This window comes from Alteromonas profundi (assembly GCF_010500865.1).
GTDB classification, from domain to species: domain Bacteria; phylum Pseudomonadota; class Gammaproteobacteria; order Enterobacterales; family Alteromonadaceae; genus Alteromonas; species Alteromonas profundi.
Window position 1 is genome coordinate 1 of record NZ_JAAAWN010000036.1, and the last position, 22,720, is coordinate 22,720.

A 22,720-nucleotide genomic window follows, 5' to 3' on the forward strand; every position below is an offset into this window, starting at 1 on the left:
TGAACTGTTGCCGTGGAACATCGATTTGACTCACACGCAAACGACCGACGCACTCTAAAAATAGGTGTCCACTTAAAAATGAGTGGGCACTAAAAATAAGCTCAACGTGTTATGGCCGTACGCTTACAACCAAGCTGACTCCACCCCACACCTATTTATGTGGATGTCTATAGCGTTAGTTTTGTGGGTGTCCGGGGAGTTTGGACACCCACCCCTCGTGGACACCCACACTTTAAGTTGAAAAATGAACCAAGCTGACTCCACCCCACACCTATTTATGTTGATGTCTATGGCGTTAATTTTGTGGGTGTCCGGGGAGTTTGGACACCCACACATTAAGTTGAAACTAAACCAAGCTGACTCCACTCCACACCTATTTATGTGGATGTCTATGGCGTTAGTTTGTGGATGTCTATAGCGTTAATTTGGTGGGTGTCCAATGAGACTACATGGGTGTCTTAGTTAATTTGTGGGTGTCTTAGTTGATATCCAGGGGGCGTTTGGCGCGTAAAAAAACCGCAGTAGCTATGCTAGTGCGGTTATTTATTTACGTTTAGTTTAGCTAACGAGGCTAACTGGTGCCCAGTTCTGCTTCAATTCGCTCGGCTTGTAATTTTTCACCTTGTACGAACTGTTTCCATTGCTGCGCCATCGCACGGCTTTTTTGGTGCTTCTCTGCTTCCGCCAATTGGTTAAGCGCCAAGGCGTATTGCTTTTGGTTATAAAGCGCCATGCCCTTGATTAAGTGAACCAAGCCAGGGTTGCGTAGATCACCTTTTGATATAGCTCTGTCCGCTGCAGCAATTGCGTCATCAAAGCGCTCTTCATTTAGAAGAATTTGCGCCAGTTGCGCATCAAGCTCGCCATCTTCCGACAATTCAGCCGCTTGCATCATTACAGGAATAGCTCTGTCCTGTTCTTTTGCAAGTGACCAACTTTGACCTAAAAACTTAAGGTTACGGAGGTTCTTTTCAAGCAAGCCATCTTTCATTGCTTGCTCCATCAGTTTCGCTCCTTTATAAGGCGCGCGATGATAATAATAAAGCTGAGCTAAATTAAAAATATCCGAAGCTGATGATACGAACCCGCGTTGATAGGCTGTTTCCATAATCGCTAACTGCTTGCGCTCTTCACCTAACTCGCCATACATGCCGGCAAGTTGGATCCAATATTTAGGTTCATCAAACAGTTTTACCATTTTCACTAAAACGTCTTTAACCTTCTTAGGCTGTTTGAGTTCATAGTAAACAGCCCGCTGAAGTATTAACCAACCTTCATCAGGTATCATACCCTCAGCTTCATGATCTTCGATAGCCTGCGTGATCCAGTCAGCCGCTAAGTCATACTTCTTATTTTGATAGTATGCTTGTGCTTTGATGACTTTATTTTTCGGTGGTACAGGCCCTTGGTTAAGCGCTTCCCAGCGTTCAATATACCTAATGGTATCGTCGTAATTGCCTTGCATTAAGTTAAGCTGTGCCAAGCTGAAAAGTGTGGTCATTTCAAACTTTTCAGGAATAGGCTGCTGTTCAACTACTTTTGCAAAAGATGCTAATGCTTTTTCATAATCTTCATTGTTGTAGTAAATGAAGCCGAAAAAGTTATACATCATGGCTTTTTCATAGCTATTCATCGAGTCAGATTTCTCTTCCACCTCGTTTAATATAGCAATGGCTTCTTCAACATTACCGGCATCGTCGGCTGCGGACTGGGCGCGTGCTAACTGCTCGTAAACCTTTCCACGAAGCGTTGGAACCCGGCGCGTTTTTTTATCGCTGGCCTTTTGTTCTTGCGCTAGTGCGTCGGTGGCAATAAGCATACTAGGCACAGAGACTGTGGCTGATGCGATTGCAAACGCCAGTGCACTAAGCAATGTACTCGTCTGTTTCTTCATCATCTTCTGTTACCCGTCTATTTGGAAGGTAATGCGGTTTTGCACACCCGATACTTCTGTGGCTTCGCCGTTTACCACCCGCGGCTTATATTTGAACTTCATCGCGGCATCAATGGCTGCCTGTTCGAATATACCTTGAGGGTTGGCTTCTACCACAATGGGGTCTCGCACTGCGCCTTGCTTAGTTACCGTAAATTCAACAATAACAAAACCTTCAATACCACGTTGAAGTGCACGTCTAGGATACACAGGAGCGACTTTAACAATAGGTAGGTATTCGCCATCGCCTGACTCAAGCGCTAACCCGCCTTCTAACGAAATATCGTCACCCACGTCAGCACCAAAGTCCATTGACGTACCTTCCGCGTTAGGGGTAGGTGAATCCATCTGAGGCTGCTGCATTTGTGGCGGCGGCTGCTCAGGCTTAGGTGGCTTTTTCGGTTTGCGATCTTTTTTCTCTACTTGTTCATCCTGCTTAACCCTTACAAAGTCAAGCACGCTTCCCTTTGGCGGTTCCGTTAAGGCGCTGCCACCCATCTTGATCAGCGACTGCATCAAGAAGAACAGGCCTAACGTTATCGCAAGGGATATAACAAATGCGATTATATATCGTGGCATGATTTATGGCTCTTGAGCTGCAATCGAAACATCGTAAACACCGGCTGCGCGCGATGCATCCATTACCTTAATAAGGGTTTCTGTTGTGGCTTTTTTATCAGCCTGGATAACAACAGTGCCTTGCGGGTTTTCAGCGTGAAGACGTTCAATGTTCGCTTGTACCGCACGAACATCGATGCGACGCTTATTGATCCAAATCTCACCTTTGTCTGAAATGGCAATAAGGATATTAGCGCGATCCTTCTTCACAGCGGTGGCCGCTTCTGGGCGGTTAACATCAATACCCGCTTCTTTTACAAACGATGCAGTCACGATAAAGAAGATCAACATGATAAATACAACGTCCAGCATGGGCGTCATGTCGATGTTTGCTTCTTCCTCATCGACTAAGTTTTGAAAGTGCTGCTTCATAATAAATACCTTACCTTAATGCCCTGTGGCATTAACGTTGAATAACCAATGCATCCTCAAGATGCGTGCGTTCAGACTTCACTGTGCGGTTTAACCAAGTAGCCGCAAATACGCCTGACAATGCGCCTACCATTCCCGCCATGGTGGGGATGGTGGCTTTCGATACACCCGATGCCATAGAACGCGCGTTTCCTGAACCCGCAATTGCCATTACATCAAATACTTCAATCATGCCGGTTACTGTGCCCATCAAACCAAGGAGTGGGCAAAGTGCAACAAGCGACTGAATAATCGGTATACTTCCATTTAAACGCATAGTTAGCTGTGAAATCGTTTTCTGACGAACTTGTTTCGCAAACCATGAAGAGCGATCTGAACGTGCCGTCCAGCGTGCCACCGCTTCATTTTTTGCTTTTTTATGCCAAATCATCAGATACATGGCACGCTCGAGGATTAAAAGCCACATAACGAATATCAGCAGACCGATGACCAGGAGAACCTGGCCACCTGTTTCTGTGAAATCGCGAATTGCTTCTAGAAACTCGATCATGATTAGCCTCGCTCAGCGCGCTCTGCAATTACGCCAGACGCTTGTTCTTGTAGGATGTACACAATGTTCTTTGAACGTGTGTTAAGCATTGCATAAAGCAGTGTCATTGGAATCGCTACAACAAGACCGAGTACTGTTGTTACAAGTGCTGTTGAAATACCACCTGCCATCAATTTCGGGTCGCCTGTGCCGAACAAGGTAATGGCTTGGAAGGTGTTAATCATACCGGTTACTGTACCTAATAGACCCATAAGCGGTGCTACCACTGAGATAATCTTAATGATAGTGAGGTTACGGCTAAGCTTAGGTACTTCACCTAAAATTGCTTCGGTTAAGTGAAGTTCTAGCGCTTCAACGTCGGCATTGGGATGCTCATCACGTACTTTAAGTACGCGGCCCAATGGGTTATTCGTTTTCACTTCGTTGTTCTTAAGCTGGCTGTTTACTTTCATTCGCGTGATAGAAAGCGTGACTAAGCGTTCTAGGGCAAGCAGTAAACCAAACGCACCAACAATAAGAATGATGTAACCAACCACACCACCTTGCTCTACGCGCTCTTGTAAGTTAGGCGCCTGAACAAGAAGGCCGAGAATTGAACCACCTGTTGGGTCGATACCGAATTGAACAAGGTCGCCACTTGATGCTTGAAGTTCAGCAGCTGAGTCGTTGTAACGGTCAGCTGGCTGGCGAATAAGCTCAGATACTGTGCCTGTTACCCCGTTATACTCGAGGTATTTACCGTCAGAAACCAGAGCAAAAGGCCCTACGCGAACCACTTCTTTGTTCACTTTCTCGCCACCCGCTTCTACTACATCGGTAGTAAATTTCGTGACTTTACCGGCTTCTGTCATTTCGCGCTGCATTTCAAACCATACGCGCTCTATTTCTTCTATAGAAGCAAGCTTTGAGCTTGACCCCATATCTTGCGCCATTTGATCTAAGAAGTCTGCGCGTCCTGGAATTTGCGCTGAAACTACTGAGTTATAAAACTTGTTTTTCGTGTCGCCAGCTATTTGCTGAAGCACACCGAAAAGCTCTTTTAATGAACCTAAGCGGGTATCAAGGGCGCCGTTTAAGTCTGCCAATTTAAATTCGTTTTCTTCAAACTGGGTTTCAAGCTGTTCAGATTGCTTAAGCATTTGATCGCGCTGAGCACGCGTTTCACGCAAGATGCGATCTTGTTCAGCGCGCTGTGCCATAAAGTCTTGTTCACGCTGCTTATTTTGCTGTGATTGGGCAAATTGACCTTCTTCTAACTGTTTTAGAAGCGCGTCTAAGTCCATGGCGCGGTCGCTTTGTGCAAAAGCACCCACGCTGATACTAAGGGCTGCTAGACCAACAGCGATACGTTTTACTGTATTAAACATTCTCATCAACCTCTTAGTCTGTAATTGCAACTGGCAGCATTAGTAAGTCTGGGGCGAGTTGTTTCTTCGCCATACGCAGACCTTTAGTAATTTGTGTACGATAGCCACTGTCTAACTCTTCCCACTGACGGGTTTGCTTATTCCATACGCCCTGCGAACTCGCATCACGGGTTTGGTATATAAGCGCGGTGCGTCCAAGGCGTAAAAACTCAACATCACGCTCTTTGCCGTCGATGGTATGAATACCACTATAAGCTTCCATCGTGCGTCCGTAGTCCATTTCAACTTGATACGCTTCCATAACACGGCGGAACTTTTCAGACGCGGCCACGTCGGCGCGGTCCATCATTGCTTTGAGGTCGGCAACACGATTGGCACGCTCTTCAGGTAAAAAAGGTACGTCTAGCGCAATAAACTGCTCTAGTCCGTCAATCATACGAATCATTAACGGCGTAATTTGACGTTCAACAACAGACACTTCATCAATTGCAGCGTTAAGGTCTGCCATTTCTTGTTCTTGGCTATTGATCTGCTTACGAAGCTGGGTGTTATACACCTCAAGACCTTCGATTTCTTTCATCAATGTTTTGAACTGTTGAAGTTTGCTATCGATCTGATCAGTAATACCATTGATAGTGGCTTGCGACCTGGCCGCAGATTCATTTATTTTCGCCGCCTCATCGACAACGGGCTTTAAGACTTCATCGTCTTGTGCAAGTGCTGGAGTCGCTGCTAGCGTACCTGCAACAAGCAAAGCAGTGATAAGCTTCATACATTCAAACCTTTAAAGTTAAAAGAAATCGGTGTTCACCGACTATAAATTTCTGCGCGTAGGATAGGATTTTTCTATGACAGTTTTATTACGGGTCTGTCATATATCTCAGACGGATGTCACTATTTTCGAATAAGCAAAGAAAAAGCCGCTTGCTAGCGGCTTTTTGCATGGTTGTTTTAGAAGTCGTATTTATAGGTTAAACCTAAGGTTGTACCTCGTGTTTCAGACCTTAACAACGTCTCTTCAAACTCTATTTCCTTATCTTGGTTAAGAAGGTTTTGAACCTTAAAGGTAATAGTGGTGTTGAAGTCAGGGTAGTATTTATAAACCACATCAAATGAGTGGAACGGTTTCTCATAGCTATCATCAAAGCCATCGATACCAGGGATAAGAATACGATCCCCAAATACGTTGTAAACCACAGACGCTGAATGTTCACCGTTATCAGAATCAAAACCTAATTGCATATTCACCACGTACTGTGAATGACCAGTCATACGTCGCGTGGTGTTAGTGATGGCCGCAGAAACCCCTGTTTGGTCAACAATATTCTGGCGGTCTAATACAATTTCTGAATCACTTACCGTTACGTTACCAGACAAAAATAGATTGTCCCATATTCCATTACCAACAACCTCTAAGCCCTGTAAAAACTCAAGTTCTAGCCCATACACTTCGCCAGATTCTGCGTTTGCAATGCGAATAAGCGGAGGGCCATCCTGTGCAGGTGACTGTACTGATTCTATCGGCGCTTCCATATCTTTATAGAATAGGCCTACAGAAAGGTTGTTTCCTGCTTCTCGATACCACTCCCAACGAAGGTCGTAGTTAATAATATCTGTGGTATCAAGGCCGGGTGTACCTGCGATAGGGAAATTAGTAAGGGGGTCGATATAAGTGGCAGACGACACTTCACGCAGATCAGGCCTTACCACTGTCTGACCTATACTTGCACGTAGCTGCATGTCGCTTTCTAAGAAATATGTCACTGCTAATGCAGGGTAAAAGTCATCTTCTTGGAAAGCTAATTGAGCGCGATCAGCTTCATCGTTTAAGTCGAACTGATTTGTGCGGGGGTCGAGCGGTGCTACCACCTGTCTAAAGTCTTCCCATCTTACGCCACCCGTAAAGCGCCATTTATTGTCATAGAAGAAATCCGCTTCCATATAGTAAGCGTCTACCTTCTGACCCGCGACATAGTCATCCCCAGCGATTGTGGTATCACGTAGAATGGCGCGGCTATTTAGCTCTAGCGTTTCAAGCACATCATCGTTAAAGATATCTGAATATGCATTACCAACCAGCACGGAACTGTCTTCTACAGCTAATGTATTGATATCAAATCGACGGTTTTCCGCTGAACGTGTTTTGGTGACATAGTTCGCCCCCACTTTCAGCTCTGTCTCCCACTTACCCATGGTATACGGGATAGTGAAATTATAACGGAAGTTTTCTAGGCGATCGTGAAGCTGTTGAAACTCATAACGTCCGGCTGTCTGCGCATCAAGCAATACAATTTCGCTATCTGTATCAAAAACGCCGTCATCGTTCACGTCTTCAAGTACAAAACGTGTATTGAAATTACCCGGAGCATTACGAATTGAGCGGCCTTCAGAATACGTCCAATCTAACCCCAAGAAGTTCAATTCAGGGAATGTGTGCATGCCCTTAAATTGATTGGTATACATGGTACGTTCTTCATATTCCACGTCGATATCACGAATACGCAAGCCTTCAGCTTGGTTTAAGTTTTCAGTATTACCATACATCTCGCGAATCTCGTCACGGGTATCGTTTAACGCGACAATGGTATAGTCGACACGGTGGTTTCGATTGTAATCAATGCCTAAGGTAAGCATTGAAGACCATTGTACTGTGCGCTCTGTGCCCCGAATATCATCAAAGAAGCGAACGAGAATGGTATTGTCACCCACGCGGTCTGGATCTTGTAATTCATATTCTTCTGAAGCACGGGTTTGCGCATCGTATCCCGCTGTAAGCAAGAAGCCGAAACGCCAGTCATCGTCATAGTCGAAACTGTTACCCACTGTCATGTTCAGCCCCATATCCGGGTCAGCGCTGGTCAATTCAGGATCGTAGTCTTTATAAACGTCTTTAAACAAGTCCAATGCAACTTGTGGATCAAGATCATCAAGAAACTGTTTACTGTTCCACATTTCTTGAATTGCTGCTGGCGCAGCACGGGTGCCGTCATCTTCACCAAACCAGTCACGGCCACCGCCAGCATAATCTAACACGTCGCCGGAGTTTTCCGTGTTGTACCCCACATTCCCCGAAAGATTGAAAACCATTTCCGATGGAATTGACTTCAAACGTATATCAACGTTACCGCCACCAAACGATGCCGGCATTGACGGAGAATATGATTTTTGAACCGAAAGGCTCTCAATTATGTCTGAAGGAAACAAATCCAGCGGTATTACGTTACGTGTAGGGTCTGGGCTTGGAACCACTGCGCCGTTAAGTTGGGTAGAAGAGTAGCGTTCACCCAAACCACGAACGTAGATAAATTTACCGTCTACCAGTGTTAAACCCGTAACCCGTCGAAGTGCTGACGCTGCGTCGCTATCTCCGGTACGAGAAATTGATTCTGCACCTAAAATATCAGCCACGAAAGCTTGATTTTTACGTTCTTCCATTACCGCCGTTGCAGTGCCTTTAAGGCGTGTTCCAGTGGCAACAACTTCTTCAATCACTTCATCTTCGTTAGACTGAGCAAATGCGGTAGAAACCGGTGCCATTAACCCTGCTACGACTGCCAAGCTGATCGGTTTTAGAAGAAACCTGTTAGCAGGTCTGTTCATGATTAACCTCTTTGAAAGCGAATACTATCACGGAGAATTCCGTGCCTTACATGCTTAAAAACAAGTACGTCACATAGGCAACGTACTTGCTCGAATTAAGCTAGTAGAATGGAGTTTTACTCAAGACCAACAGTCCAACCAGCAGTCCAATCGTTGTCAGCGTCTTTAACTGCACCGATGAAGTCTACTGAAGAGAAGAAACTGTCGATAGTTGAAACATCTGTAGCTACAGTGTCGTTCACGGTGTAAATGCCGTTGACTACTGTTGCCGTGTTATCTAACAAGGTGTTCCCTGTTTGCGCGGTAAACCAAGCTTCTTGGTCGAAATCACCCGAGTTATTGATGTTTTCTTCACAGGCAAGAACAGAAGACTCAAGCGTTAACTGTGTTGCGTTTGTTCCATCCATGTTGGCAAGTAATGTAGTATCGCCATCACTAAGGTCAGCTTCAAAACATTCACCCATGCCCGCAGGGCCAGTTACAATGATATTGTAAAGTTGAGCGTTTGTTTGGTCCCGAAGTAGGATACCTTCAGAGTCGGCATCTGCAGTATCAAACGTGTTTCCAATTACTGTCATGTTAGCAACCATAGGGTTAGAGAATGCCGTACCGTCGCCGCCATCACCGTCGCCTTCAATTGCGCGGTTAGCATCAGAGTTGTCATCAGCATGTTTTACTAAAACAAACTGCAACTTACCTTCAAAACCGTTATCCCAATCTACAGAGTCATCTTGAATACCGGTTAAAGTAAGGTATTTAACGTTTACCGCACCACCGAAGAATTCAACACCATCATCTGCGTTTTTGTGAACTTGAACATACTCAACTGTAGTACCAGAACCAACACCACCGAATGTAATACCGTTTAGCTCATTGTCAGGCGCAATCTCAAAACCACCGTGCATTACACGAACATAACGAAGTGTACCTGAGCTGTCGGTGTTGTCTGTGCCACCAAATACCGCACCTTCTTGCGCACCTTCAACTTGAAGCGAACACTCAGAACCGTCTTGTGGACATTTAGTTGACTCGCCATTACCTAGGATGATCATACCACCCCACTGGCCAGCAGAACCTGCTTCTAGGCCACCCGTTACGTGGTCGCGCGAGGTGAAGGTAATGGGCGATGACGCCGTACCGTTTGCATTAATTTCAGAGTCACGGCTAACCACTAAGTAATCGTTACCTGAAGCGCCGTAAACCGTCACGCCAGGCTCAACTGTTAAAATTGCGCTGTTTTCTTTGTCGCCGCCTACAAATACTGCTCCTGATAAGGCGTAAAGATTTCCTTCAGTCAACGTTAAATCTGAAGTAATAGTACCCGAGATTTCACAGGTAGTGGTTTCACCATCAACCGGGGTAATACTGGTTGTGCCTGTTGGGCAACCTGAAGCACTTTGCGCTAATTCGATTGTGCCACCACCGAAACCAAACGCCCAACCTTGGCGCCAGTCAGTTTCACCAACCGCACCCACGAACGTATTTGCTTCAAAGAAAGTGTCAAGCAATGTAGACGCATCGCCACCTGCGGTAAGGAGCGGGCTTTCAGACGTCAATGAACCGTCGATGTTTAAACCTAGGTTTGCACGGTCTTCAAAAGCGATAAGCTGGTTACCGTCTTGCTCTGTGAACCACGTTTCTAAGTTAACTGCGCCTTCTGGCGTGTTGAAAGGTTCAGCACATGAGATAACAGAGTAAGTCATGGTAAGGTCACCGTCAGAAAGGTTAGCCTGAACCGTTTCGTCTGTGTCCATTTCTAAACACTCACCCATTCCTTCTGGGCCGGTGATTAGGAAATTCATCAGGTATGCACCTGTTTGGTCGCGTAGTAAAAGGCCTTCAGAGTCTGCATCTGCAGTATCAAAAGTGTTACCCACTACCGTCATATTCGCAACCATTGGCTGAGAAAACTCTAGGCCGTCACCGCCATCACCATCGCCTTCAATACCACGGTTTGCATCTGAGTTGTCAGAAGCGTGCTGTACGTAAACATATTGAAGCTTACCTTTATAACCATTGTCCCAATCTACTGAGTCATCTTGGTTTGAAGTAAGTACCAAGTGCTTGGCGTTTACCGCTCCGCCGAAGAACTCTACACCGTCATCTGCATTGCTATGTACTTGTACATAATCCACTTCGGTACCCGAACCAACGCCACCGAATGTAATACCGTTAAGCTCATTATCTGGTGCAATTTCAAAGCCAGCATATTTAACTACTACGTATTTTAAGATACCAGAGTTGTCAGTATCGTCGGTGCCGCCAAATACCGCACCTTCTTCAGCACCTTCAACTTGCAATGCGCAATCTGAACCGTCTTGTGGGCATTTAGTAGACGTAGCGTTACCAAGAATAACCACACCACCCCATTGCCCTGCACCTACTTCATCACCCACTACATCGTTAAATGAAGTCATGATGATTGGCGAACTTGCAGTGCCTTCTGCTTCAATTTTAGAATCACGGGCAACGACTAAATAGTCGGCGCCAGTACGACCAAAGATAATCGTGCCTTCTTCAATTTCTAAGGTAACGCTATCAGCTTTATCGTTACCCACAAATACCGGCCCTTCTAACGCCCATACAGTATCGTTAGTTAGTGTAATAACACCTTGGTCATCCGCATCATCGGCGGTTAATGTACCTGTTAAAACACGAACCTCAACATCTTGACCGAACGCTTCGCTTACTTCGCCACTTAAGAAGGTGCTTGATTCGCCTACTGTGGTATCTGTAGAACCTGAGTCCGAACCGCTGTCGCCGCCATCAGAGTCACTGCCATTATTATTTGTTGTATTAGTAACGCTGTTATCAATATCGCCTTCGCTGATATTGATGTCGCCGCCACAGCCAGCTAGCACAAGCGCAGTAGCAATTGCTGAAGCCTTGAAAAGTTGCTTAAGTTCCATGTGTTTCTCCAAGTACGGTATAATTATGGATTTAGAAAACGCGGAAACCTTACCTAAGGTAAATGACACATTTGTTACATTCCCCGACTGTCACAAAACTTTCACAAAACACGTTGGTTTTTTATGCAAAAAAACCAACCTGGAATAAAGGAAAAGGCTTTAGACGTTGTTTTTAAGCTACTTTTAGCGGTGTGGCGCGTGCGTCTAGAGTTAATAGAGGGGGAAGTGACAAACCATTATGCGCGATGCACAGGTAATTAAAAACACCGGCTATAGGCGGTGTTTACAGGTGTAGCATGTCGCTACCGCGGGCGATGCGAGCACTTGATGAACGCCAAAGGCACTATTGCGCCAACAACCTACGTTGTCGAATTAACACATCTTCGCGAATAGGAAAATAGCCATCTCTAACCACCTGCTGCTGCCCTTCTTTTGACAGAACGTAGCGTAAAAACTCACGCTCTAACGTGGGTAAGGGTTCTCCTGGCTTTTTGTTTACCACCAAGTACAGAAAACGAGAAAATGGGTATTGTTCACCTCGAACAGTATCGCTGTTTAAGGGAATAAAATTATCGGCTGTTTCGCCTAAGGGTAAGGCGCGCACGCCCGCTGTTTTATAGCCATAGGCAGCATAACCGATGGCGCCTATACTGCTGGCCACAGAAAGCACCACTGATGCTGAGCCAGGCTGCTCGTTTACGGTATTTTTGAAGTCACCATCACACAGTGCCATTATTTTAAACAGCCCATAGGTACCCGATACCGAATTTCGACCATACAGGCGAATAGGCCCTTGATAACTTTCCTCGCTAAGGCCTAACTGAGACCAATGGTTAATATACCCGTTACCGCCACAATACTGAGTTTGAGAAAAAATCCCATCTACTTGTTTTAACGTTAGCCCTGGGAGCGGATTGCGCCTTTCAACGAAAATAGCAATAGCGTCCATAGCGACCTTAAGCACCACTGGAGGGTAGCCGTGAACACGGGTAAAATCTCTAATTTCGCTGGGCTTTAACGCTCGACTCATAGGGCCTATGGTAGCCGTACCTTCTATTAACGCTGGTGGCGCGGTGGATGAACCCGAAGCCTGAATTTGAAACCCAACATGAGGATAAAGGGTTTTAAATTCTTGCGACCAAAACGTCATTAAGTTTGCCAGCGTATCTGATCCAACCGACGTGATTTTACCAGCTACGCCAGGCTGGCGAACATAGTGCGGCACTTGTTCGTCTTGACCTACGGCAGGTAGAATACTTATAAGCCCTGCGGTAAGACACACTAAGCGCAATGTGCGACGTAGTACAAGATTCAATGACACCTACCCTTGCTCTGCAATTAATTCTCTATCTAGCACAAAGGAGAATTGGCTTCCTTCTCCCACGGTACTGGCGATATCCAAACGTGAATTATGATGACTTAATACGTGCTTTACAATGGAAAGCCCTAACCCCGAACCGCCAGTTTTTCGTGACCGCGCCTTATCGACCCGGTAAAAACGCTCAGTTAACCGGTTAACGTGTGTAGCCTCTATGCCATCGCCATTATCGACAACCGCAAAGCGCGCGCCGGTTTCACAGGTTTCCCAATATACATGTATTTCACCTTCACTTGGGGTGTAGTGCACGGCGTTAAACACCAAATTGGAACAAGCACTTCTAATTTCGGTTTCTACACCATAAATATAGAGATCAGGCGCTATGTGAAACACAATACGATGCTGTTTTTGCTTATTCAATGCCTGCGCTTCACGCTCTATTTGCGCAAGTACCGAGGGCATATTCACGATATTTTCATAAATACGTTCTGAACTTGCCTCTATGCGAGATAGCACGAGTAAATCCTCAATTAGATTTTGCATGCGTTGGGTTTGCGAAATCATCTCGGTCATAGCTTTATGAACAAAGGGGTCGCTTTTTTCATCATGGGGTAAAATTTCTAAATACCCGTTAATAACTGTAAGCGGCGTGCGTAATTCGTGGGAGACATTCGCGACAAAATCTTTACGCATTTCTTCAAGCTGCGACACCCGCGTAATATCCCGCGCGATAAGCAATAAATGGGCATCGCCGTACGGCATGATACGGTATTCAAAGGTTTTATTGGGGTTAGTAGGAGAAGGAACCTCGATTGGGTACTTAAAATTACCCGCATGAAAATAAGCCACAAATTCAGGGTGACGCAGTAAGTTGTCTAAACGGCGTCCCGCGTCTTGCGGCCACTTTAGCCCAAGTTCTAACCGCGCTAAACGGTTACACCAACTGATACACGCTTTTGAGTCTACCACCACGACTGCATCGGGTAACGCTTCAGACCCTTCCCTAAAGCGCTTAACTAACTCGCCAAGTTCTTTCCGTTTATTTCTATTACGACGTTGAAGATAATAAATCCCCTCGTAAATATGCTCCCACACACCGCGCACTGTAGGTGGGGACATCTTTCGACTATGCCATAACCAACGATTTAGCTTGTATAAATGCCAATAGTTAAATACCAACAGCAGCGATGCGCCAATTGCTACGGCAAGCAGCTTATCGTCTAAGTACCAACCGATAATGGCAAAAACCACTAGGTATACACCAAGTCGAAGCGTACTTCTCAACCAAGAGAACGGATAATACATAGTGAAATAGGCCTGCTAACCAACAAGTGAGCGCGCGATTAGGTGCGTTTGCACCTAATAAAAAGGCGTAATATTAAAGTTTTGCGGAAAATCGATATCCGGCACCGCGTACCGTTTGAATCATAGCATCATGACCATGGCGAGAGATAGCTTTGCGCAAACGGCGAATATGCACATCTACGGTTCTATCCTCAACATACACATTGGTACCCCAAACATTATCAAGCAACAGTTCTCGGCTGTACACTCTCTCAGGATGTGTCATAAAGAAATGAAGTAACTTAAATTCAGTGGGCCCCATATCCACAGGATCGTCTTTTGCGACCACGCGATGAGATACAGGCTCAAGCTTTAACCCATTAAATTCAATCGGTTCCTCGTTAGACGTTGGTGTAACGCGTCGCATTACCGCTTTAATACGGGCAACCAACTCTTTGGGAGAAAATGGCTTAGTAATATAATCATCAGCCCCGGCATCTAACCCGCGAATTTTATCGTCTTCTTCGCCCCTAGCCGTTAGCATAATAACCGGGATATCACGGGTAAATTCGTGCTGCTTCAAGCTTTTCGCAAGCTGCACACCGCTGCCCCCAGGTAGCATCCAATCCAATAAAATTAGATCGGGGTAGGGCTCGCACAACTTCGCTTGCGCTATATCGTAATCTTCCGCTTCAATAATATTAAAGCCAGATTGCTCTAGCACAAATTTAAGCATTTCACGGATCGGCGCTTCATCCTCAACCACCAAAACTGTTCGAGACATCGTTATTTTCCTGCTCATCACAAAACGCCGCTATTATTAATGGGATATGTGACACTTTTATTAAAACGATTACCTTTATGTGTCAAGGGTTAGCCTAATTTAATCTGTCATTCTTTTCGGTGAGCTTGCTTGTTTATTCATACATTTGCGCATATTCTGGGCTATAACATAACAGGGAATAATGGACTGGAGCAGTTTGTTCGATGGCAGCTGTAAAAACTGGGTTATCAAGAAAACTTCTTACAAGGGTGCTTTCTGTCTATTTTGTTTTGACGCTTATCGTAACCGTAGGGCAGATTTTTAGTGAGTATTTAAGCACAAAAAATCATGTAGAAGACGAGCTGCAAACCCTTAAAAATACGTTTTCGTCTAGCCTAACCCGAGCGTTGTGGGAACTGAATACTCAGCAAGCGCGCACAATTGCTGAGGGGCTTTTAGAACTTCCCATTGTGGAAGGAGTGCAGGTGCGAGGCGAAAACGGCAATTATGTAGCCGAACTAGGAGTACGCGCACAGCGAACCCGCAGTACGGAAGAAGAAGCCATTTTCGAAGATTATTCTGGCGGCTTATTTAGCTACACATTTCCCCTTATATTTAAATTTTCCGGTCGCGAATCGACAGTGGGTGACGTTACCTTATATTCAAGTTTCGATACTATTTTTAGCCGTATCGAGGTGGGGATATTCTTTCTTATTGGTAATGCGATATTGAAAACTGCGTTCCTTGTATTTTTATTTATGACCGCCTTTCGAACTATGCTTTCGCAGCCTCTTGCGGAAATTATGCAACAAATGGAAAGCTTTGATGCTCGCCACCCAGAAGACAGTAAATTAAAAATTACCCCCGCTGATGATGACGAGTTATTACAGTTAAAAGAGTCGTATAACCAGGTTATCGACGACTTAATTATTTCCAATAAAAAGCTTGAAGGTACTCAGCTAGAACTTACGTTAGCGAATAAAAAACTGGATGATCAAAACCTTATTTTAGAACAAGAAGTTGCGAAGAAAACGGCGTTCCTTTCGCAAATAATGCTCGATTTAGAACAACAAAAAGACGAGTTAATATCGAACCAACGGGAACTGCGCCAGGAAAACGAAAATCGCCAGTATATTGAAGCTGAGCTACGCAAGCGTAACGCAGAGCTTGCCAGTTCAATGAAAGATTTGGAGCTAGCCAAAGACCAACTCATTGACTCAGAGCGTACAGCCTCATTAGGCGGGCTAGTAGCCGGTATTACCCATGACGTAAATACGCCGTTAGGTGTAAGCGTAACTGCAGCGAGCTTTCTTCAAGAACGCTTGGACAATTTAAAGCGCAACTTTGAAGACAAAAAACTTACCACCAAAACCATGTCTACGTTTATTGGCGAGGCTGAGCAAACTGCTCAATTGCTACTCAACAACTTAGACAGGGCATCGGAATTGATAGCCAGCTTTAAACAAGTGGCTGTGGATCAGACCAGTAATGCGGTTCGTGAATTTAATTTAAACGACTACTTAACCGAGATTATTCAATCACTTAAGCCAAGCTTCAAACGTACCAATCATACGATAAAAGTAGACTGCCCAGAAGATTTAACCATTCGCTGTGCACCAGGAGCCATATCTCAAATTGTAACCAATATGGTGATCAATTCGTTAGTGCATGGATTTGAAAATAAGAACGATGGGGTTATTAGCATTGCGGCCAGTTCCGATGGAAATAACGTTATCTTCACCTATAAGGATAATGGTAAAGGATTATCGCCTGACCATTTAGCGCAGTTGTTTGATGCGTTCTTCACCACTAAAAGAAGTGAGGGGGGCAGTGGCTTAGGCACGCACATTATCTATAACCTTGTAACCCAATCGTTGTCGGGGCATATTGAAGCACAAAGTGAACTTGGCAAAGGGCTGACTTACATAATCCATTTTCCTTTACAACCAAACTAATGCTTAAACGTTTAATAGCCGGCGCGCGCGTTTTAGCGTTGCTAAGCCTTAGGTAGATTGGTACGCTTGCGCCCCGTTTTGCAAAGAGATTGCCCTATCATGTGGTTTAAAAACATAAAAGCCTATCAAATTACTCAACCACTCTCATTTAACGATGAAGATTTAGAACGTGCCCTAAATGAACAAGCTTTTCGCCCCTGTGGTAGCCAAGATGTTGCCACTATGGGGTTTGCTTCCCCGTTTTCTCAAGCGGGTAAAACTGGCGCAATGTTTCATTGCGTACAGCAACGTTTTTGGATAACGGTTAAGAAACAAGAAAAGATATTACCTGCCGCTGTAGTCAATGCAGAGCTTGACGAAATGGTGGCTAAAATTGAAATGGAAACTGGTTCGCCGGTAGGTAAAAAAGCTAAGGCTGATTTAAAACAAGAAATTCAAACACGTTTACTTCCTCAAGCCTTTACCAAAAACAGCTATACCCACGGTTTTATTTCATTATCCGATAACTTGGTGGTTATTGACGCATCTGCCGATGGAAAAGCTGAAGCATTTCTTGCACTAGTGCGTAAAGCTATAGGCTCATTACCAGTAGTCCCGTTTGCCCGTCATAGCTTACAGTCAGAGTTAACACATTGGCTTACCGATAGCACCCCCGAGGGGATAGCCTTACTCGAAGAGGCTGAGTTTAAATCTACCGATGACGCTGGCAGTGTCATTCGATGCAAAAACCAACCGCTGGACAGTGACGAAATTAGTATCCATTTAGATGCAGGTAAACTGGTACAAAAAGTGGCCTTTGAATATCAAGACACCCTTACCGCTGTTATAGCCGAAGATGGATCGCTTAAACGCATTAAGTTTACCGATAGACTAAAAGAAGAAACCGAAGACGTGCCAAAAGACCAAGTTGAAGCCCGTCTTGATGCGGAATTCGCCCTCATGTCTGCAGAAATATGTACGTTAATGACATTCCTTCAAAAAGCACTTAATTTGAACGAAGAAAAACTGTAACTTTTTAATACGCATCAACGCGATAGCAAACAATTGCCACTACCCACTAAATAAGTGGGTAGTGAATAATGGCAATAAATCGAGTTTTACCCGCTTTATCCTGGTAGCCGTGAGGTTGATCAGCGTTAATTACACATTGCTGCCCTATTTCAACATCCCGCCATTTTTCACCTTCTAATATAGCTAGGCGCCCTTCTAAAACATGAATATGCTCCGTCACTCCTTTTAAATGCGCGGTTGAATACTGCTGATGAAACGAACTAAGCGTGATTTCAAACACCTCAAACCCTTTTTGCGCATCGAAGGGGAACAAGGTACTGGCTTGCATGTTTGGGTCGTGGATAGCGCCTTTAGATAGCGACGCTTTATCTTCTTGTGAATTTTGCAGAAAGGACGAGAACGATACTTCAAGCCCGGTGGCGATCTTCCACAAGGTGGCAATAGTCGGGCTAGATTCCTGCCGTTCAATTTGCCCTAGCATCGCCTTAGAGACCCCCGTCAATTGCGCTACCTTATCTAATGACAGCGTTTTTTGCTTTCTCAGTGTCTTCAGATGCACTGCAATACTTTGCGCAAAAATACGCCCCTCGCCCTCGCTACTCACCCTCTATCCTCTAATTTCTCTGCTTCTAAACTGATGTTCCGGTGTTCAACTATGCCAAACCTAAGTGAATTTAGAAAGATTATACACCTCACCCTTGTGCGTTATAACGCACGGGTGTATGTTATGTGAATGAGCGTTATAACGCACACTATTTTTTCATTTCCTTAATCTACCTGCCAGGAGACAAAATTGAAATCATTTTTGCGCATGAGCCACATTACCTCCGGTATCACCGCGGTGGTGGTAGGCTACAGCAGTGCTGTAGTTATTGTGATAGATGTTGCAAGGAAGGCGGGCGCCGATGACAACATGATCATTAGTTGGCTATTTGCTTTAGGGTTGGGAATGGGCCTAACCTGCCTTGCTTTTTCTTGGTTAACAAAAATGCCGGTGGTCACCGCTTGGTCTACGCCAGGTGCAGCCTTTCTACTTGGCAGTGTTGAGCAGTATCGTCTCGCTGAGTGTATTGGGGCCTTTATTGTATGTGCGGGCTTATCGTTGCTCACCGCGCAGAACCGCTACCTACTGAATATGATAAGTCGCATCCCTCCTTCCATATCATCAGCCCTATTAGCCGGTATCTTGCTCCCCATCTGTCTGGCAATTTTCACCGACCTAGACACCCACCCTATTTTGGTCCTCAGCTTCTTATTTGTTTACCTATTTGGAAGCCGATTCTTCCCCCGCTACCTAATGCTTATCCTCCTCGCACTTGCCGTAGCAGCAAGTTTTAATATGAACGACAGCCTTAACTTAACCATTGCCTTCCCCACCCCAGTGTGGGTGTCACCTGAGTTTTCTATTGCATCGACCATAGGTTTAGCTATCCCCCTTTTTATCGTCACAACCTTGTCACAAAACTTACCCGGGATTGCAATTCACCATGCCCATGGTTATCACCCCGATCACCGGCCCTTATTGAGCGCTATGGCGATAGTACAAGGGCTTCTTGCGCCATTAGGCGGATTTACCTTCAATTTAGCGGCGATAACAGCCGCCTTATGTATGGGAGAAAATGCTGATAAGGATAAATCGCAACGCTATAAGGCCGCAATGATGGCAGGCATAGCTTATTTAATCATGGCGGCATGCGCCTCCATTGTTGTGACGTTGTTTGTCGCTATGCCGAAAGTAGTAGTTCATCTATTAGCAGGGTTGGCACTGCTTGCCACGTTACAAAATGCACTGGTACGCTGCTTGGACACCCACCGTCATCGCCATGCCGCTACCGTGACGTTATTATGCACAGCGGCTGGCTTTTCATTTTTCTCTATTACATCTGCCGTATGGGGCTTATTACTAGGGCTACTCTTATTAAAAGTAGAACAAATAAAAAAGCCGAAATTAGAAAACTAATTTCGGCTTTTTATCGGTAATTTAGCTGAGTATTTAGATATTTACTTAGGCGAAAATTTGGCGTGCAGCCGCAGATAATTCGTTGAATTCGTCGGATTGAAGCGTGCTCGTGCTATCAATTACATCACGTTGAATTGCTAGATTCAGTACATCATCTTTCTTGTTTTCCATAGCTCCGGAAAGTGCAGCCCCTACTCGTACAAAATCAATATACGACACTTGCTCAGGAATATAGCTCAGGTCTTTAACGTTTTTTGCAAGGTTGGCGAAAACGTCACCAAAGCCCCATTCACGCATAATTTTCTCACCGATGCGCCCCGAAAGCTTGTCAATAGCAACTTCAAGGAAGGTGGGGTTAGCAAAGACTTCAGGGTGACGTTCAGCTTCAGTCAAAATAGGTAAAACACCAATGTTGTGTACCAAGGCACCTAGTGTCATAGCATCAATGCTCATTTCGCGTTTTTTTGTGCGCGCGATGTACAACTGCAACGTTGCCATTGCGTTTGCTACGACAGTTACAGTATTCGACCACTCGTGTTGCAAGTAACGGGCGACGACATCGTTTTTTGAGACGAATAATTGCTCCATGGCCAACGCCGTAGATATATTTTTAATTTGTCGTAGCCCTATACGCGTAACCGCTTGATTTATTGAAGTAACCTTTACGCTTCTTCCTAGATACGCACTATTCGCTATTTTAATCATGCGGGCACTTAATGAAGGATCTTGGCCGATAACGTCGCCCATCGCATTGAGGTTGATATCAGGATCGTCAGCGGCTTTTCGTACTTTCAAAGCAATCGCCGGTAACGTGGGCAGTACGAGAGTATCGTTGTTGATTTTTTCAACTAATATGGTTGAAAGCGCATTCTGTGTAGACATATACCTACCTTTTTAAGATGTGCCATAGGCCGCTTAGGCTATGAGCGTTCGTTTCCTACTATCAAACTTCGATATGCTAAGTTAACTCAAGTTCTCACTACATACGTTAGTGCTTTAACTCCTACTATACGCGATGAAAAAGAAAAGCATACCCTATATGATAGCAAGAATATTAGGTGTCTATTATGATATACCTATATTCTGTTTATTGTTATTAAACAGAAGGCTAAAAGAATCCTATTCGTTGCCATAAATCTAAGCAGCACTTTTTGAAACGTTAAAAACGACAAGAAAATTTATTATGAGAACAAAGATCAAACGTAGTCCCCTTTCCTCGTTGGCACTAGCAATAAGTGCTAGTCTATTCCTTGGCGCTTGTAGCGATGCGCCTTCTGAAAATAAAGAACCATCATCAGAAACACCCAAGCAAGAAGCAAGTAGGTTGTTAGTTGATAAATCGCGTCTTGATATTTATCAACCAGTAGAACTTACCAGCGATCTGTCGCACTTAAGTGCCGATCAAAAGAACATGATAGGCTTATTAATAGATGCCGCCGAAATCATGGACGACTTATTCTGGAAACAAGCCTTTTTCGGAGATAAAGATACGTTTCTAAGTGGTTTACAGAATGATGACATTCGTCACTTTGCAATGATTAACTATGGTCCATGGGACAGATTAAATGGAGATACTCCGTTCTTGGCAGGATATGACGCCAAAGCGCCTGGAGCGGAGTTTTATCCCCATGATACAGATAAAGCCTCGTTTTCTGCCGCCAGTTTCGATGATAAAACTGGGCTGTACTCGTTGGTTGAACGAGATGAAAATGGCAACTTTTATACAACCCCCTACTCAGAGGCCTATCGCGCGGAGCTATCAAAAGCTGCGGAATTATTAAAAAAAGCCTCCGAACTCGCTGAAGATGAGAACTTTGCAAACTATTTGTCCTTACGTGCCGAAGCCTTTTTAAACGATGATTATCTCGCGTCAGACATGGCGTGGATGGATATGAAAACGAACCCGATCGAATTAGTAATAGGCCCAATAGAGACCTACGAAGACCAACTGTTCGGGTATAGAGCTGCTTTTGAGGCCTACGTATTAATTAAAGATTTAGCGTGGAGTGAAAGGCTTGCTAAGTACGCTGCATTTTTACCAGAACTACAGCGCGGACTCCCCGTAGCCGATGAGTATAAGGCGGAAATGCCTGGCTCTGATGCAGATTTAAATGCATACGACGTAGTGTATTACGCAGGTCACTCTAATGCAGGAAGCAAAACTATTGCAATTAATTTGCCGAATGACGAAAGAGTACAGCTAGAAAAAGGGACTCGTCGTTTACAGCTAAAAAACGCGATGCAAGCTAAGTTTGATCATATTTTGATGCCTATAGCCGAGACACTCATCGTGCCTGAGCAGCGTAAGCATATTACTTTTGATGCATTTTTCGCTAACACGATGTTCCATGAGGTAGCGCACGGGTTAGGCATCAAAAACACCCTTGATGGCGAAAACACAGTTAGGGGCGCACTAAAAGAACATGCATCAGCGTTGGAAGAAGGCAAAGCCGATATTCTAGGCTTGTATATGGTACAAAGCCTACTTGAAAAAGGCGAGATAACGCAAGGCACGTTAGAGGATTATTATGTCACCTTCATGGCAGGCATCTTCCGTTCTGTACGTTTTGGTGCATCAAGTGCTCATGGCAAAGCCAATATGATCCGCTTTAACTTTTTTTCGCAACAAGGCGCATTTGAGCAAACAGATGACGGTTTGTATAGAGTAAACATGGTAAATATGGGCGCAGCGGTAGAGGCCTTATCAGAGTTAATCCTAACCCTTCAAGGTGATGGAGACTATGACGGCGTAGCAGAGCTTGTTGAAACTATGGGGGTCATTAAACCCCAGCTTGCCAGTGACTTAGCACGACTTGAAGCCGCCAACATCCCAGTGGACATCCACTTTGAACAAGGTAAATCAGTCCTAGGCTTATAGTTGTTTTTCAATACCATAAAAAGCCCGCGCCACCCGCTGCGGGCTTTTTAGACACCCACCCCCTCCAGCTTACTATAGAAAGTTAGACACCCACTTGTCTGTGAGTTAATTTCGGATAAATACCTATCCTTGCGTCCAGTTACATGTTCAACATTGTTTCGCCATAATACGTATTCTGATAACTCACTTTAGGCGTTTACCT

At 44.8% G+C, this 22,720-nt stretch carries 17 protein-coding genes; 4 read left to right on the forward strand and 13 right to left on the reverse strand.

Annotated elements, in window-relative coordinates:
• Positions 1 to 571 precede the first annotated feature (571 nt).
• The 11 genes from GTH32_RS17905 to phoB all read right to left on the reverse strand — a co-directional run bounded on the left by GTH32_RS17905 (position 572) and on the right by phoB (position 14,735).
• On the reverse strand, positions 572 to 1,897 hold the full coding sequence (locus GTH32_RS17905) for a tetratricopeptide repeat protein (RefSeq protein WP_163088353.1): 1,326 nt from the start codon (positions 1,895 to 1,897) through the stop codon (positions 572 to 574).
• 6 nt (positions 1,898 to 1,903) lie between these two features.
• Entirely contained in the window at positions 1,904 to 2,512 is a 609-nt protein-coding gene (locus GTH32_RS17910) for an energy transducer TonB (RefSeq protein ID WP_044056047.1), read from the reverse strand.
• A gap of 3 nt (positions 2,513 to 2,515) precedes the next feature.
• Complete coding sequence (locus GTH32_RS17915) at positions 2,516 to 2,923, reverse strand: ExbD/TolR family protein (protein WP_015066235.1); 408 nt, start codon at positions 2,921 to 2,923, stop codon at positions 2,516 to 2,518.
• Positions 2,924 to 2,954: 31 nt separating this feature from the next.
• Positions 2,955 to 3,473 carry a MotA/TolQ/ExbB proton channel family protein gene (locus GTH32_RS17920; RefSeq protein ID WP_163088355.1) on the reverse strand — a complete coding sequence of 173 codons (519 nt, stop codon included), beginning with the start codon at positions 3,471 to 3,473 and terminating at the stop codon, positions 2,955 to 2,957.
• 2 nt (positions 3,474 to 3,475) lie between these two features.
• Positions 3,476 to 4,840: a MotA/TolQ/ExbB proton channel family protein gene (locus tag GTH32_RS17925; RefSeq protein ID WP_163088357.1), complete on the reverse strand. Its 1,365-nt coding sequence runs from the start codon at positions 4,838 to 4,840 to the stop codon at positions 3,476 to 3,478.
• A gap of 13 nt (positions 4,841 to 4,853) precedes the next feature.
• On the reverse strand, positions 4,854 to 5,612 hold the full coding sequence (locus tag GTH32_RS17930) for a DUF3450 domain-containing protein (RefSeq protein WP_163088359.1): 759 nt from the start codon (positions 5,610 to 5,612) through the stop codon (positions 4,854 to 4,856).
• Between the two features lie 179 nt (positions 5,613 to 5,791).
• Entirely contained in the window at positions 5,792 to 8,440 is a 2,649-nt protein-coding gene (locus tag GTH32_RS17935; RefSeq protein ID WP_163088361.1) for a TonB-dependent receptor domain-containing protein, read from the reverse strand.
• A 116-nt stretch (positions 8,441 to 8,556) separates the two neighbouring features.
• Complete coding sequence (locus tag GTH32_RS17940; protein WP_163088363.1) at positions 8,557 to 11,349, reverse strand: hypothetical protein; 2,793 nt, start codon at positions 11,347 to 11,349, stop codon at positions 8,557 to 8,559.
• Positions 11,350 to 11,692: 343 nt separating this feature from the next.
• The gene (locus tag GTH32_RS17945) at positions 11,693 to 12,610 is read right to left on the reverse strand and encodes a PstS family phosphate ABC transporter substrate-binding protein (protein ID WP_343033457.1); all 918 of its coding nucleotides are present in this window, start codon (positions 12,608 to 12,610) and stop codon (positions 11,693 to 11,695) included.
• Between the two features lie 60 nt (positions 12,611 to 12,670).
• Positions 12,671 to 13,972 (reverse strand): phosphate regulon sensor histidine kinase PhoR, encoded by a 1,302-nt coding sequence (phoR, locus tag GTH32_RS17950; protein WP_163088367.1) that lies wholly within the window; start codon positions 13,970 to 13,972, stop codon positions 12,671 to 12,673.
• A gap of 73 nt (positions 13,973 to 14,045) precedes the next feature.
• Positions 14,046 to 14,735, reverse strand: a complete 690-nt coding sequence (phoB, locus tag GTH32_RS17955; protein ID WP_163088369.1) for a phosphate regulon transcriptional regulator PhoB — start codon at positions 14,733 to 14,735, stop codon at positions 14,046 to 14,048.
• Between the two features lie 203 nt (positions 14,736 to 14,938).
• On the opposite strand from phoB, the gene GTH32_RS17960 reads away from it, so the two are divergent.
• Together GTH32_RS17960 and rdgC are read left to right on the forward strand one after the other, a co-directional pair.
• Positions 14,939 to 16,669 carry a sensor histidine kinase gene (locus GTH32_RS17960; RefSeq protein WP_163088371.1) on the forward strand — a complete coding sequence of 577 codons (1,731 nt, stop codon included), beginning with the start codon at positions 14,939 to 14,941 and terminating at the stop codon, positions 16,667 to 16,669.
• Between the two features lie 99 nt (positions 16,670 to 16,768).
• Positions 16,769 to 17,680, forward strand: a complete 912-nt coding sequence (gene rdgC, locus GTH32_RS17965; RefSeq protein WP_163088373.1) for a recombination-associated protein RdgC — start codon at positions 16,769 to 16,771, stop codon at positions 17,678 to 17,680.
• Between the two features lie 46 nt (positions 17,681 to 17,726).
• On the opposite strand, the gene GTH32_RS17970 is transcribed toward rdgC, so the two are convergent.
• The gene (locus tag GTH32_RS17970) at positions 17,727 to 18,284 is read right to left on the reverse strand and encodes a helix-turn-helix domain-containing protein (RefSeq protein ID WP_343033456.1); all 558 of its coding nucleotides are present in this window, start codon (positions 18,282 to 18,284) and stop codon (positions 17,727 to 17,729) included.
• A 189-nt stretch (positions 18,285 to 18,473) separates the two neighbouring features.
• Here GTH32_RS17970 and GTH32_RS17975 point away from each other — a divergent pair, with 189 nt between their 5' ends.
• Positions 18,474 to 19,640 (forward strand): benzoate/H(+) symporter BenE family transporter, encoded by a 1,167-nt coding sequence (locus GTH32_RS17975; protein WP_246223315.1) that lies wholly within the window; start codon positions 18,474 to 18,476, stop codon positions 19,638 to 19,640.
• Between the two features lie 45 nt (positions 19,641 to 19,685).
• On the opposite strand, the gene GTH32_RS17980 is transcribed toward GTH32_RS17975, so the two are convergent.
• Positions 19,686 to 20,522: an HDOD domain-containing protein gene (locus tag GTH32_RS17980; protein ID WP_163088375.1), complete on the reverse strand. Its 837-nt coding sequence runs from the start codon at positions 20,520 to 20,522 to the stop codon at positions 19,686 to 19,688.
• A gap of 301 nt (positions 20,523 to 20,823) precedes the next feature.
• On the opposite strand from GTH32_RS17980, the gene GTH32_RS17985 reads away from it, so the two are divergent.
• Positions 20,824 to 22,518, forward strand: a complete 1,695-nt coding sequence (locus GTH32_RS17985) for a dipeptidyl-peptidase 3 family protein (RefSeq protein ID WP_163088377.1) — start codon at positions 20,824 to 20,826, stop codon at positions 22,516 to 22,518.
• Positions 22,519 to 22,720 lie beyond the last annotated feature (202 nt).

What these genes read in the sequence shown, in the direction of transcription:
- GTH32_RS17905 (WP_163088353.1), bottom strand. Translation starts at nt 1,897, where the DNA reads ATGATGAAGAAACAGACGAGTACATTGCTTAGTGCACTGGCGTTTGCA.
- GTH32_RS17910 (WP_044056047.1), bottom strand. Translation starts at nt 2,512, where the DNA reads ATGCCACGATATATAATCGCATTTGTTATATCCCTTGCGATAACGTTA.
- GTH32_RS17915 (WP_015066235.1), bottom strand. Translation starts at nt 2,923, where the DNA reads ATGAAGCAGCACTTTCAAAACTTAGTCGATGAGGAAGAAGCAAACATC.
- GTH32_RS17920 (WP_163088355.1), bottom strand. Translation starts at nt 3,473, where the DNA reads ATGATCGAGTTTCTAGAAGCAATTCGCGATTTCACAGAAACAGGTGGC.
- GTH32_RS17925 (WP_163088357.1), bottom strand. Translation starts at nt 4,840, where the DNA reads ATGTTTAATACAGTAAAACGTATCGCTGTTGGTCTAGCAGCCCTTAGT.
- GTH32_RS17930 (WP_163088359.1), bottom strand. Translation starts at nt 5,612, where the DNA reads ATGAAGCTTATCACTGCTTTGCTTGTTGCAGGTACGCTAGCAGCGACT.
- GTH32_RS17935 (WP_163088361.1), bottom strand. Translation starts at nt 8,440, where the DNA reads ATGAACAGACCTGCTAACAGGTTTCTTCTAAAACCGATCAGCTTGGCA.
- GTH32_RS17940 (WP_163088363.1), bottom strand. Translation starts at nt 11,349, where the DNA reads ATGGAACTTAAGCAACTTTTCAAGGCTTCAGCAATTGCTACTGCGCTT.
- phoR (WP_163088367.1), bottom strand. Translation starts at nt 13,972, where the DNA reads ATGTATTATCCGTTCTCTTGGTTGAGAAGTACGCTTCGACTTGGTGTA.
- phoB (WP_163088369.1), bottom strand. Translation starts at nt 14,735, where the DNA reads ATGTCTCGAACAGTTTTGGTGGTTGAGGATGAAGCGCCGATCCGTGAA.
- GTH32_RS17960 (WP_163088371.1), top strand. Translation starts at nt 14,939, where the DNA reads ATGGCAGCTGTAAAAACTGGGTTATCAAGAAAACTTCTTACAAGGGTG.
- rdgC (WP_163088373.1), top strand. Translation starts at nt 16,769, where the DNA reads ATGTGGTTTAAAAACATAAAAGCCTATCAAATTACTCAACCACTCTCA.
- GTH32_RS17980 (WP_163088375.1), bottom strand. Translation starts at nt 20,522, where the DNA reads ATGTCTACACAGAATGCGCTTTCAACCATATTAGTTGAAAAAATCAAC.
- GTH32_RS17985 (WP_163088377.1), top strand. Translation starts at nt 20,824, where the DNA reads ATGAGAACAAAGATCAAACGTAGTCCCCTTTCCTCGTTGGCACTAGCA.